Origin of the sequence: Dechloromonas sp. ZS-1, from assembly GCF_039649255.1 — a bacterium.
GTDB lineage: Bacteria > Pseudomonadota > Gammaproteobacteria > Burkholderiales > Rhodocyclaceae > Azonexus.
Window position 1 is genome coordinate 251,798 of sequence record NZ_JBDIYD010000002.1, and the last position, 13,472, is coordinate 265,269.

The 13,472-nt window shown below is 60.1% G+C and carries 10 protein-coding genes; 5 read left to right on the top strand and 5 right to left on the bottom strand.

All coding sequences use genetic code 11. From position 1 onward, the window contains the following. Positions 1–13: 13 nt before the first annotated feature. Positions 14–3,166: a response regulator gene (locus tag AACO21_RS04025; protein WP_346191205.1), complete on the bottom strand. Its 3,153-nt coding sequence runs from the start codon at positions 3,164–3,166 to the stop codon at positions 14–16. 216 nt (positions 3,167–3,382) lie between these two features. Between AACO21_RS04025 and AACO21_RS04030 the strand changes: the two genes are divergently transcribed. From AACO21_RS04030 to parC, 4 genes are read left to right on the top strand one after another with little or no spacing between them, the layout of a single operon-like run. Continuing rightward, positions 3,383–4,642 (top strand): putative Na+/H+ antiporter, encoded by a 1,260-nt coding sequence (locus tag AACO21_RS04030; RefSeq protein ID WP_346191206.1) that lies wholly within the window; start codon positions 3,383–3,385, stop codon positions 4,640–4,642. A 52-nt stretch (positions 4,643–4,694) separates the two neighbouring features. Beyond that, entirely contained in the window at positions 4,695–5,465 is a 771-nt protein-coding gene (locus AACO21_RS04035; RefSeq protein WP_346191207.1) for a substrate-binding domain-containing protein, read from the top strand. Between the two features lie 7 nt (positions 5,466–5,472). After that, complete coding sequence (locus tag AACO21_RS04040) at positions 5,473–7,404, top strand: ATP-binding protein (RefSeq protein ID WP_346191208.1); 1,932 nt, start codon at positions 5,473–5,475, stop codon at positions 7,402–7,404. Further along, entirely contained in the window at positions 7,401–9,719 is a 2,319-nt protein-coding gene (parC, locus tag AACO21_RS04045; protein WP_346191209.1) for a DNA topoisomerase IV subunit A, read from the top strand. Before AACO21_RS04040 ends, parC begins: the two co-directional genes overlap by 4 nt. A 77-nt stretch (positions 9,720–9,796) precedes the next feature. Here parC and AACO21_RS04050 read toward each other — a convergent pair whose 3' ends face one another. The 3 genes from AACO21_RS04050 to AACO21_RS04060 form a co-directional block, all read right to left on the bottom strand. Then, positions 9,797–10,930, bottom strand: coding sequence for an AI-2E family transporter (locus tag AACO21_RS04050; RefSeq protein ID WP_346191210.1), 1,134 nt, complete (start codon positions 10,928–10,930; stop codon positions 9,797–9,799). Then, positions 10,927–11,367: a cyclic nucleotide-binding domain-containing protein gene (locus AACO21_RS04055; protein ID WP_346191211.1), complete on the bottom strand. Its 441-nt coding sequence runs from the start codon at positions 11,365–11,367 to the stop codon at positions 10,927–10,929. Before AACO21_RS04055 ends, AACO21_RS04050 begins: the two co-directional genes overlap by 4 nt. A 100-nt stretch (positions 11,368–11,467) precedes the next feature. Next, positions 11,468–11,995, bottom strand: a complete 528-nt coding sequence (locus AACO21_RS04060; RefSeq protein WP_346191212.1) for a phasin family protein — start codon at positions 11,993–11,995, stop codon at positions 11,468–11,470. A 205-nt stretch (positions 11,996–12,200) separates the two neighbouring features. Between AACO21_RS04060 and AACO21_RS04065 the strand changes: the two genes are divergently transcribed. Then, positions 12,201–12,887 (top strand): response regulator transcription factor, encoded by a 687-nt coding sequence (locus AACO21_RS04065; protein WP_346191213.1) that lies wholly within the window; start codon positions 12,201–12,203, stop codon positions 12,885–12,887. On the opposite strand, the gene AACO21_RS04070 is transcribed toward AACO21_RS04065, so the two are convergent. Then, positions 12,884–13,276 (bottom strand): Hpt domain-containing protein, encoded by a 393-nt coding sequence (locus tag AACO21_RS04070; protein WP_346191214.1) that lies wholly within the window; start codon positions 13,274–13,276, stop codon positions 12,884–12,886. The two genes, AACO21_RS04065 and AACO21_RS04070, sit on opposite strands and share 4 nt — an antisense overlap. Positions 13,277–13,472: the final 196 nt, after the last annotated feature.

Genomic DNA, 13,472 nt, shown 5'->3' on the forward strand with positions numbered 1-13,472 from the left:
CCGCAGGCGCGGATCAGGCAGCCGGGTTGCCTGCGTAGACATACCCACGCAGTCCGGCCATCACTTCTTCAAAAACCGACTCGAAGGCGGCCAGCTTGGGCTGCCATTGCGCGGCATCGCCCGATTTGATGGCTGATTCCAGATCCGCCGCCACCTGTTGCAACCCCTCGGCACCGATGGTCCCGGCACTGGATTTGAGTGAGTGCACCAGCATCCCCGCCGCATCGAGATCGCCGCGCTGCAAGGCTTCGCCGATCCCCATGCCGTTACTGGACTGAGATTTCAGGAAGAGTTTGAGCAAGCGCTCGTACAACTCGGCATTGCCGAAACAGCGCGACATGCCCCGCTCGCGGGAAATACCCGGCAAGTCCTTGGCATCGCTCCCCGTTGCCTGCTCCGCCGCACCGGCCTCATCCACCGATGCACGCACGTTCTCCCAGACCGGCGCCCAGCGGGCCAGACTGGCAAACAGGGCCAGCGGGTCGAACGGCTTGCTGATGTAATCGTTCATCCCGGCCGCCAGACAGGCCTCGCGATCCTTGGCCAGCGCGTGGGCGGTCATGGCAATGATGGGCAGATTGCTGAAACGCGCCTCCTGACGCAGGCGGCTGGTCGCCTCGAAGCCATCCATCACCGGCATCTGGATATCCATCAGCACTGCGTCGTACTGGGTATGCGCGAGCTTTTCCAGGGCCTCACGGCCATTACCTGCGACCTCCACCCGCACGCCGGCCACCCCTTCAAGCAGGTCCTGCGCCACCTGCTGATTGAATTCATTGTCCTCAACCAGCAGCACCCGCATACCGCGAATACGCGCCAGATACGGCGCGGCAGCATCCGACTCGCTGGCCAGCTGCCCTGATTCGACATAGGTATCGCGGGGAGCCATCACCGTCATGATCGTATCGAACAACGACGACACACTGACCGGCTTGGTCAGATAGGCATCCAGGGCCTGATGCCGCGCCCTGTCCGCCACATCCGTGCTGCCATACGCCGTCACCATGATGATTTTGGGTGAGCCATAACGCGCCGGCTCGTTCCGGATACGCCGGGCAGCCTCGAAACCATCCATGCCGGGCATGCGCCAATCCATCAAAACCAGTTGATAGGGGGCCCGCTGCACCTCGGCGGCCAGCATGGCCATGCCTTGCTCCGCCGACTCGGCCAGACTGGGCTCGTACCCCAATGCACCGAGGAAGCCCTGAAAGATATCGCGCGAATTGGCACTGTCATCGATTACCAAAACGCGACCAATGGCATGCGCCGGTACGCTGCGGCGGGCGGACTGTACCGGATTCTGGCCCAGCCCGAAACAGACCGTGAAACTGAAATCACTGCCGATGCCGGGCTCGCTCCGCACCGAGATCTCGCCCCCCATCAGGCTGACCAGGCGCTGACTGATGGCCAGCCCCAAGCCGGTACCCCCATACTTCCGCGTCGTCGAGTTATCGGCCTGGGTGAAGGGCTGGAAGAGCTTGGCCACTTGATCAGGGGCCATCCCGATCCCCGTATCGCGCACCGTAAAGCACAAGGTCACTTTCTGGTCGCTCCAGTCGACCCGATCCACGGCCACAATGACGATCTCGCCCTGCTCGGTGAACTTGACCGCGTTATTGCACAGGTTGACCAGCACCTGACGCAGACGCAAGGGGTCGCCGATCAGGCTGTCCGGCAACTCCGGCGGTGTATTGATCAGGAACTCCAGGCCTTTTTCCTGCGCTTTCAGCGCAATCAGGGCAGTCACCTTCTCAAGCACTTCGTTCAGGCTGAATTCACCTTCCTCAAGCTCCATCCGTCCGGCCTCGATCTTCGAAAAATCGAGAATGTCATTGATGATCCCGAGCAGGGAATCGGCCGCCGTTTTGATCTTGGCAACGTAATCGTGCTGGCGCGGCGTGAGGCCCGTACGCAGGGCAAGATCGGCCATCCCGATAATCGCATTCATCGGGGTCCGGATTTCGTGGCTCATGTTGGCGAGAAATTCGCTCTTGGCCCGGGTAGCAGCCTCGGCCAGATCCTTGGCCTCATTGAGTTCGCGCGTCCGCGCGCCGACCCGCTCCTCCAGGCGCTGATTGGATTCGCGCAGGCTGTTCTCGGCCTCCTTGCGTGACGTGATATCAACCATGGAAACGAGGTAATCGTCCTTGAACGACGCGCCCAACATGGCCGTATCGAACAGCATGACCAGTTGTTTTCCCTGCTTGGTCTGAACCAGCGCCTCGACCGGCTCAGGATCGTGGCCATCCTCAATCTTGCGCTGGAATTGGGCCCAGTAGGTCTGAACATGCTCCCGATAATCCGCATCCGGATAGGCACTCCGCCACCATGCCGCCGTATCGGGCAAATCGGTCATGTCGTAGCCCAATGTCCGGATGAACGCGGCATTCATGAAAACCAGTCGGTCATTGGAGCAGATCACCATCGGCACAGGCGATGCCCTCAACAAGGAACGGAAACGCTCCTCGCTCTGACGCACCGCCTCATAGCGCTGAATGATCAATTCCGCCGCCTTGCGCAGGGAGTCGTCCAGAGAGTCCAGTTCGCCAAAATAGCGCCAGGTCTTCTCCGGCAGTCCCGCCCCCTCACCGACCGCCACCGCATGTTCGCGGACACGCGCCAGCGGACGCAAAATCAGGTAGCGCAAGAGCAAAAACAGGCTGATCACCAGCAACAGGTCGAGCAGAATGATCCCGGACAACAGCAACTGCAGGCTTTTCTGCAGGTGGGCTTCCAGTGCCTTCGGGTTGCCATAGAGTTTGAGATCGGCCAGGACACGGTCCGGGGCATAGTTCACCTGGCGAACGATCACCCGGAGATCGTCCCCCTCGGGCAGCGCCTGGCCGCTGACCACATTCCAGTTTTCATCGCGGGTCAGCAGAAAACGCTGTTGTCCGTCAGAAACCTCAACGGCGTGAATCGAGGGCATCCGCATGGCGCTACGCATGATCGCCAGGACCTGCAACTCATCGATATCCCAGAGCGGGCCACGCAACGCCGCCACCAGTTGGTCAGCCGACATCTCGAGTGTGTTCTCGAATTGCGTATATTGGGTACGCCGTTCATTGTCATGAAAAATGAAGGCCGCACCGCCCAGAATCAGGGTGGTCACGCACACCAGTCCCAGTGCCACCAAAACCGTAATCGACGACCTGAACAGCTTCATCCCCGCCCCCTGCCTGAACACCTTACTTGTTGGCACACGCCTCTCGCCCCTATGCCAACGAAGATTAGCCCGCCCGGATGCTTGCGACAAGCATTCGGCGCCATTTTCCAAGCGGAAATCGCCCCCCCGTGGCATTGGGGAAGCCCCCTAGCGGGTAGCGGGAACAGGTAACATCATGATCTGTCTGACGCACACCCCTGTTTGACCGGATACCGCATGACCACCAGCCTTCCTGAAATTGTTGCCGCCCTGATTTTCGGCATTGCCGTTCTTCACACCTTCTCGACCAAGCTGTTCAGCCATCTGGCGCATGTCCAGCCGCGGCATGCCGGGCTTTGGCACCTCCTCGGCGAAGTCGAGGTGGTGTTTGGCTTCTGGGCCTTCATCCTGATCCTTGCCCTGTTCTGGCTCACCGGACAGACGGCGGCGGTCGACTATCTGGAAAGCCGGAATTTCACGGAGCCCATGTTCGTTTTCGTGATTATGGTCATTGCCGCCAGCCGCCCCATTCTCAACACCATCATTGGCTTGATCAACGGGCTGGCTCGCCTGCTGCCCCTCTCGCCGGCGGTGGGTGTGTATTTTCTTTGCCTGTCCGCCCTTCCCCTGCTGGGCTCTTTCATCACCGAACCTGCGGCCATGACACTGGCCGCCCTGATGCTGCGTGACCGCTATTTCTCGCAAAGGCTGTCGCCGCGCCTGCAATACGCAACGCTCGGTGTCCTCTTCGTGAATATCTCGATCGGCGGCACCCTCACCCATTTTGCCGCCCCGCCCGTCCTCATGGTGGCAGCCACCTGGGCCTGGGATACGGCTTTCATGTTCACGACATTCGGCTGGAAAGCCGCCCTGGCCGTCATGGTCAACGCGCTGGTCGTGACCTTCCTCTTCCGCCAGGAACTACAGGAAAAAACGGCGGAAGCCCGGCAAGATCACACCACCGCTACGCCGATCACGGTAGCCGGCATCCATCTGGTGTTTCTGGTGGGCGTGGTGCTCTTTGCTCACCACCCCGCGATGTTCATGGGCCTCTTTCTGCTCTTCCTCGGCTACACCGAAGCGTACAAGCAGTACCAGTCGCCCCTCATCCTGCGCGAGGGCCTGCTCGTTGCCTTCTTCCTGGCCGGCCTGGTCGTTCTGGGCGGCCTCCAGCAGTGGTGGCTGCAACCCAGCCTGACCAGCGTCGAACCTTCTGTCCTGTTCTATCTGGCCACAGGCCTCACGGCCATCACCGACAATGCCGCCCTGACTTATCTGGCCTCGCTGGTCGAGGGCGTCAGCGATGAATTCAAATACGCCATCGTCGCCGGCGCGGTCACCGGAGGCGGCCTCAGCATCATCGCCAATGCGCCGAATCCCGCCGGTGTGGCCATCCTCAAATCGCACTTTGCCGATGAGTCGGTCAGCCCGCTCGGCTTGCTCGCCGCAGCCATGCTGCCAACGCTGGTTGCGATGTTGGCCTTCCTGCTCCTCTGAGTGGACTGCAATCGGTCGTACAATCGCACCATAAGAAAATGGGGAGAAGCACATGACACGTACGCTGAGAGGATTCATCTGCCTGGCCGCCGGCCTGCTCACCAGCCTGAACGCACTGGCTGACCGCGAACTCCTGATTTATTGCGGGATCACGATGATCCGGCCGATGACCGAACTGGCTCAGCAATTCGAGCGCAGCCAGAAAGTGAAGGTCACCCTGACCCAGGGAGGCTCTGAAGATCTTTATCAAAGCCTGAAAAAGAGCCGTCAGGGGGACCTTTATCTACCGGGTGAGCCCAGCTATCGCACCAAATACCTGAGCGAAGGGTTGCTCGGCGAACATCGCGTGGTCGGCTACAACCAGATTGCCATTTTTGTCCCGAAAGGTAATCCGAAACAGGTCAAAGCCGATCTCAACGAATTGCTGCGCAAGGACCTGGCCCTGATTCTCGGCAATGCCGAGAGCGGCAGCGTCGGCCTGGAAAGCAAACGCATACTCGATGAACGCAAACTCTTTCCGAAAGCCGTGTCCCGCGCCATGCTGATGCCGGACTCCCGTGCCATCAATCTGGCCCTGCGCCGTGGCGAAGGGGATATCGCGCTCAACTGGCGGGCAACGGCCTTCTTTCCCGACAATGCACCCCATATCCAGGCGCTGGATCTTGATGCACGCACGGCCCCCCTGCAGGCCTTGCTGCTGATTCAACTCAACTTCTCGAAAAATCAGCCGCTGGCACGCCAGTTCTCTGAATTTGTTGCCGGCCCGGAAGGCCAGGCCGTCTTCCGCAAATTCGGTTTCCTCGACAACCGTAGCGCGCCCTGACCCCGCCGTGATCCAACGTTCGCTGACCAGCCGATTCCTGCTTGCACTGCTGGCCCTCTTCCTGACGGGCTTTCTCGCCATCGTCGGGGTCAATGCCGTGATCAGCAATCTGATCGACGATCTCGATGCGCAAAGCGCCAATGAGCGGGCACGGCTGTTCATTGGTGAGCACATCGCCAACACCATTCGCCAGATCGAAAGTCATTTTTTCCAGTTTGCCGTGGCGGGTGAAGCCACCCGTCAACGCCTGAGCCGGGACATCCTGCGCAGCACGAATGAGCTGGAACATGCCATTCATGTCCTGCAATCGGGCGGCGTGGTCACGAAACGTCTTTATCTGAACATCGAGGGCTACGACGAAACCGTGCGCCAGGAGTACTACCAGCCCGATGCCGGCAACTCGAAATTCGTCCTCGAAGTCATTGAAATCTCGCCCTACATCGATCAACTCCGCACGCGCCTCGCCACGCTGGATGCCACGCTCAGCCGCCAGGAGCATTGCGCCGAAAACGATGTCGCCTGTTTCCGCACGACCCGGGAGCAACTGCTCTATCAGTACAAGAGCATCCCCTCCTTTTTCTTTCGGCTGAACGAAAACGCCAACCGCCTGTTTTTTGTCGGCAACAACCAGTTGCAAGCATTGGAACAGAAGCTGCAGGAGCAAAAACGCAATCTGCTGCATACCCAACTGGCGATTGTCGTTCTGGTCGTCCTGACCGTGATGCTGCTGGGCTGGCTGGCCATGCGCCGGATCGAGGCCACTCAGGCACATATCGAGCGCGCCCGCGAGGCGGCCGAGGCCGCCAACATCGCCAAATCGCAGTTCCTGGCCAACATCAGTCACGAAATCCGGACGCCGATGAATGGCATCATCGGGATGACGGAACTGCTCCTGGAAAGCCCGCTCAACCCGGAGCAGACAGAACAGCTCAGCATTGTCCGGAATTCGGCCAATCACCTGCTGCAGATCATCAACGACATTCTGGATTTCTCGAAAATCGAATCGACCCAGATTCAACTCGAAAGCATCCCGCTGTCACTGGCCGATCTCTGCCACGAGTCGCTGGAAAACATTGCCGTACGCGCCCGCGCCAAAGGGCTGCAGATTCGCGAAACGATCCCGCCCGACCTGCCGCCCCAACTGCTCGGCGACCCGGTCCGCTTGCGCCAGATCCTGCTCAATCTGCTCGGTAATGCTGTCAAATTCACCGACCGCGGCCATATTGCACTCACCGTTGACAGCATGCCGTCCGAACAGCCGGACATCTGCCGGGTACAGATCACGGTCAGTGACAGCGGGATCGGCATCCCGGAAGACAAGCTCGAGGAGGTCTTCAAGGCCTTCACCCAGGTCGACGCATCGACAACGCGACGCTACGGCGGCACCGGCCTCGGCCTGACCATCTGCCGACGCCTGGTCGAACAGATGCACGGTGAGATCAGGATCGACAGCGTCCTGGGCCAAGGCACACGTTTTGTCGTCACCCTGGCCTTGCCCCGCGTGCCGGAGCAAGTGTCCGCCCCGGTCGACGTGCTGCAGCCAGCGGAAAAGGCTCGCCCCCTGAACATCCTGCTGGTCGAAGACACCGTCCTCAACCAGCGCGTTGCCAGCAAGCTCCTCGGCAACTGGGGCCACCATGTCACCATTGCCGATCACGGCGGCAAGGCACTCGACATCCTGAATGAACACACCTTTGACCTGATCCTGATGGACATGCAGATGCCCATCATGGACGGCATCGAGGCCACAGAGAAAATCCGGGCCCGCGAAGCCCGCACCGGCCAGACACCGGCATGCATTTTTGCCATGACCGCCAACGCAGCAGAAGGCGACCGCCAACGCTGCCTCGAGGCGGGCATGAACGATTTCGTCACGAAACCCATTAACGCACAGGCCTTGCAGGCCCTGCTTGCCCGTACTTTCCCCGCAGACACATGACTGACCAGCTGAACCTGTTTAACGCCCCGCAACCTGCCGAATCACCGGAGACGCCGCCGCCCCTGCCCCCGGCAGCCCAGGCTGCAGCACCGGACATTCCCTCACCGGCCGACTACGCTGCCCGCCGCTACCTCGAATATGCGATGAGCGTCGTCACCGGCCGCGCCCTGCCCTCCAATGCCGACGGCCAGAAGCCGGTGCAGCGCCGCATCCTCTACGCCATGCACCGCATGGGCCTCTACAAGAGCCCAAAGCACGTCAAATCGGCGCGCGTCGTCGGCGATGTGATCGGTAAATACCACCCGCACGGCGATTCCTCGGTCTACGACGCCATGGTGCGCATGGCCCAGGACTGGAACCTGCGCTATCCGGTGGTCGACGGCCAGGGCAACTTTGGTTCGCGCGACGGCGACAACGCCGCCGCCATGCGCTACACGGAAGCCCGCCTGACGCCGATTGCCGAACTGCTGCTCGCCGAACTCGACGAAGGCACGGTTGACTGGAAGCCGAACTACGATGGCGTCAATGACGAACCCTGCCTGCTCCCGGCCCGCCTGCCCTTCTGCCTGCTGAATGGCGCCTCCGGTATCGCAGTCGGCATGGCCACCGAAATTCCGTCGCACAACCTGCGTGAAATCGCCTCGGCGGCGGTCAACCTCATCCGCAACCCGGATTTCAGCGAAGACGACGTGCTGCGTTGCGTCCCCGGCCCGGACTACCCGGGGGGCGCCCAGATCATCTCGACGCCGGAAGACATTGCCGCCACCTACAAAACCGGCCGTGGCAGCCTGCGTGTGCGGGCCAAATGGAAGATCGAAGCCCTCGCGCGCGGTCAGTGGCGCCTGGTCATCACCGAGCTGCCCCCGGGCGTCTCCACGGCCACGGTGATGTCGGAAATCGAAAGCTGCTCGAACCCGGTGGCCAAGGAAAAAGCCGGGAAAAAGGTCTTCACGCCGGAACAGCTCAACCTCAAGGCTGCCTTCCTCTCGGCCATCTCCGAAGGCGGCGTGCGTGATGAATCCGGCAAGGAACACGCCGTGCGCCTGGTCATCGAGCCGGCCAGTTCGCGCCAAGGCCAGGACGACCTGATCCGCCTGCTGCTCGCCCATACCAGCCTGGAAACCAACGCCTCGATCAACCTCACCATCCTCGGCCTGGCCGGGGCGCCGCGCCAGGGCACGCTGTACGACATGATCTCGGAATGGTGCCGTTTCCGCCTGTCGACCGTCGAACGGCGCACCCGCCATCGCCTCGCCGCAGCAGAAAAGCGCATTCATATCCTGGAAGGCCGCCAGGCCATCCTGCTCGACATCGACCGCGTGATCAAAGTCATCCGCGAATCGGATGACCCGAAGGCCGATCTGATCGCCCACTTCAAGCTGACCGAGATCCAGGCCGAAGACATCCTGGAAATCCGCCTGCGCCAGTTGGCCCGCCTCGAAGGCATCAAGATCGGCGAAGAACTCGCCAAACTGCGCGCCGAGGCCGCCGGTCTGCGTACCCTGCTCGACGCCGAGACCGCGTTGCGCGCCTGTGTCGCCGATGAAATCGAAGCCGATGCCAAAAAATACGGCGACGACCGCCGTACCCTGATCGAAGCCGCCGAGCGCGTCACCCTCTCCGACGCCAAGAATGTCTCGATCCCGGATGAGCCGACCACGCTCATCGTCTCCAAACACGGCTGGCTGCGCTCCCGCACCGGCCACAACGTCGATCCGACCCAGCTCAGCTTCCGCTCCGGTGACAGCCTGCTGGCCTGCATTCCCTGCCGGACAGTCGACCACCTGATCCTGCTCGACCACCAGGGCCGCGCCTACTCCATTCCTGCCGCCGATCTGCCCGGCGGCAAGGGGGACGGCGTCCCGGCCACCTCGCTGGTCGACTTCCAGGATGGCGGTAAAACGGTCCTTGCCCAAGCCATTTCAACCGACAAGCTGTACCTGGTTGCGGGCGAAGGCGGCTACGGTTTCCGCGTCAAGGGCGAAGACCTCCTCTCCCGCGGCAAGGCCGGCAAAGCCTTCCTGACACTCGACGCAGGCGAACAACCGGCGATCTTCCAGCCGGCACCCACCGAAGGTGAAATCGCCGTCCTCACCAAGGATGGCCGTGCCCTGGTCTTCCCCATCGAGGAAATCCGCCAGTTGCCCAAGGGACGCGGTCTCAAACTGATTGCCGCCGAACCGGGCAAGCTGGGCCTGGAGAGCATTGAACCGGTGATTGACGGTGCAGCCGGCAAACTCAAGGGCGAACGCCTGGAAAACTGCCGCGGCGCACGCGGCGGCAAGGGCAAGCCGACCAAGGCCAGCCGCAAGTAAGCCGACGGTCGACATGCAAAAAGGGGCCAAATTGGCCCCTTTTCTATTGATCCAGCGCAGTTGCGATCAGCAAAAGCTCAGCCAGGGAAATCCAGATCCTGTCTCGCCTGATGTGCGCGCAAAGCACGCGCATGTGCATGCCGGGCGCGCAGGCGCGGATCGGTCAACAACTGGCCGCTCGTTTCACCCAAGACCATGACCACCCCCAGCACCGGCAAAACCAGCATCAGTCCGGGCACCCCTGCCACCGCGCCACCGATGAAAATCATCAGGACCGTCAGCATGGGATGCATATTGAGACTCTTCCCAATGGTCATGGGCATAAATACAAAATCATCCAGCAGGCGGACAAAGATAAACAAGCCGACGGTGGCGTAAACCATATTGGGGTCCCCCGGAAAATCCGTGGCTGCCACCAATACCACCAAGACGCATCCGACCACAGAACCGATAAATGGGATCCAGGCCAGTACCGCAGTCAGGAGGCCCAAACCAAGCGCACCCGATATCCCGATCAGCCACAACCCCCCGGCCAGACAGGCTGTATCCAGAGCGGTCAGTTTGATCAGGCCCATGAAATAAAGACGCGACGTACGATCCACCTGATCGATCAAATACAGGCTGCGTTCAAAATAGGCATTCGGCACCGCGCGAATAATAAACTTGCGGAAGCGCCATCCATCCCGGAGCATGAAAAATGCAAGAAAGGGCGCCAGCAACAAGGTCGGAGACCAGGAAGCGATCCCCATGGCGATGTGCGGCAAGTGCTTTTCCGAAAAATCTGCAGAAAAGTGAGCAATCTGCTGCGCCATCGCCTGACTCACATGCGCCTCAGCCAGCATCTCCACCTCCCCCTCGAGTTGGACCAATACTGTCTCCAGCATTTGCAAGCCCCCATTCAAGTAGCGCATGGCCGTGGCCTTCCAGGTCACTGACTCCGCCAGCAAGACCGGGAAGCCGAAAACCAGCATCAGCAAAACAAGGGCAAAGGCTGCGAGGCTGACCCTGACTGCCGCATTGTCGTGCGACACGCCTCGCAAGACCAGGCGAAACTTCAGGGGCAGCAATGCATAATAAATAACCAGTGCCAAAACAAAAGGCACCACCAGCCAGAGCAGCTTCTGAAAGGCGAAAAGAATCAGGCAGGTAACCAGAATATTCCCGACCCAAACGACTGGACCGGGTTGATAGCGGGCGAGTAAGGACTTCATTTAACCGCTCCGGCCTGCAACATGCCGCGCAGACGCAGCCCCAATTCCCTGGCCAGTTGGAAAGCAACGCATGATGCAATACGTGCATGCGAAGCCATCAAACGATCGAAATCGCTGCGCGACAGCACGGCCACGCGCGCCGGCGCCGTCGCGCGAGCCTGAGCAGAACGCGGCGCATCATCCAGCAGGCCCATTTCACCAAAAAAATCGCCCGAACTCAGTTTGGCGACCGGGGTTGCTTGCGACCCAGGCAGGCAAATCGCTACATCCCCGGATTCGATCAGATAAAGCGCCTGACCTTCTTCACCCGCATCGAAGATGACCTCGCCAATCTGGTAGTCACGGTAATGAAAAAATCCGTGGATGATCGTTTGTTCTCGTGCCGACAAGCCACGTAGCAAAATTGAATCGGACGATTTTTCCGCACCAGCCGCCATGATCACCCCCCAAAAAATGACAAAATTCTATCAGGAAGCGATAAAAGACAAAAAAATACCGGGGCGTACCCCGGTATTTTTAAAATGCAGCGCGTAAAACTCAGGCAACCTTCTTGGCAGCCTTCATGGTTGCGTCGGTCACGGCAGCCACGCTGGCTTCGGCCACTTCAGCAGCCTGCTTGGCAGCCTTGTTCAGGCCTTCGTAAGCTTCGTTCGCGGTCTTGATCGCGGTCTTGACGGCGGCCACAGCGGCTTCGGAGCCAGCCGGAGCGGAGGCCAGCGCCTTCTCAACCAGGCCGGAAACCTGAGCATTGGTTTCAGCAACCTTGGCTTCGACTTCCTTGGCGATCTTTTCCTTGGTTTCGGTCGCAATGGCGATCACGTTGCGGGAGTAGGCCATGCCTTGCTCCACGGACGGGGCGGCCAGGCCCTTCTGGATTTCGATCAGGGCGTGCACGTCCTTGGCACCCAGCATGGCGCTCAGATTGGACATGGTGGCTTCAAACACGGAGCGCGAAGCGGCCATGTTCAGGAGAACCAGGCGCTCGATGCCTTCGAAGGCAGTGTTGGCAAAGAAAACGGCGAAATTGACACCGGACTTGGCGAAATCTTCAGGCTTGACGTACATGGTATGCACTCCATTGGGGTTTTGGGGGTTCGCGGCGGGCTTTGTTGCACCGCACAATGACTTCATTCTATTTATTGCTCAATGCTTGTCAACATATTTTGTGCAGCGCAACAAAATATTCACAAAACCCAGAATGGGCAATGCCATGACGAATGCTGATCCAGATCAGAATTCATAGCAGTGACTAGTGATATACCCTGTGGATATGAACGAAAGCATCCTCTATCATCCGCGCCTTATATCCACCGCCGACGATCACATGCACCAGACCCGTACCCTTCTCGTGGACGATCACCTGCTTGCCCGAGCCGGTATTCGAGCACTGCTTGAGTCACTGCCCGGTTACAGCGTGGTTGGAGAATGTGCGGATGGCACGGAGGCGGTCACGATGGCCAAAACGCTCTCGCCGGACTTGATCCTGCTCGACCTCATGATGCCCGGGCTCTCCGGCATCGAGGTTGCCCGACACATCCGCAGCTTCAACCACGACACCAAAATTCTGATGCTCTCCGTGGTGGACCGTCAGGAAAGCGCTGAAAAAGCCCTGGATGCAGGTGCCAACGGCTACCTTGCCAAGGACTTCATTTTCCAGGAACTGGCCGATGCCCTGTCATCGGTACGTGAACGCGGCCATTACATCTCACCGCGCCTGCAGCCCTCACCGGCTGGCAGCGAAGGGGCAGACAAATCCTCCGCCCCCGCCCTGACCGCACGACAACTGGAAATTCTGAAACGCGTCGCCTCGGGCATGACCACCAAAACCATCGCCCGCGAACTGGGGATCAGCCCCAAAACCGTCGAGTTTCACCGCTCGCAGCTCATGCAGCGGGTGGGCCTGCGCGATGTGGCCGGCCTGACCCGCTACGCCTTGCAACACGCCCTGCTCGATTAAGCAAACTCAGCCTCGAGAAACTGGCGCAGTTCGCTCGCCAGTTCCTCCAGCGCAGCCCCCAATGCCTCCGCATCATCCGCCCACTGAGCCCAGTGTGCCGGCTGAAGCACATCAAAACGATGCATGCGGATCTGATCCTCCATCTGGCGCACCAGACGGATGCAACGGGCCGCACCAAACAGCACACAGCCCCCCCGGATATCGTGAATCAGGTTATGCAGGGCTTCCAGATCACGGGCAGCAAAGCTGGCCTCGAGGGATGAGCGCAGTTTTGGATAGTTATCCAGATAAATACCGATCAGGCGCCGGGCAGACTCGCGATTTCCCCCCAGGTTGCCCAAGAGGTAGGAAAGATCGCAAGGGATATCGTCCAGCGAACTGCTCGTCATTGTCATCCTCCTGTGCGTAACCGCGCAGGATAGGAGGAGTCATGACAATGGTAAACAGGGGGAATACCTAGGCAGGATCAGCAGATTCGCCCTCTGAGCCAGTGAGGCAAAGCGACCCAATACATCGATCGCGCCAGCATCGCCGTAAAGGCAAAAAAATGCCCAAGCGTGCCGCGGGAAAGAACAGGCAAGTACA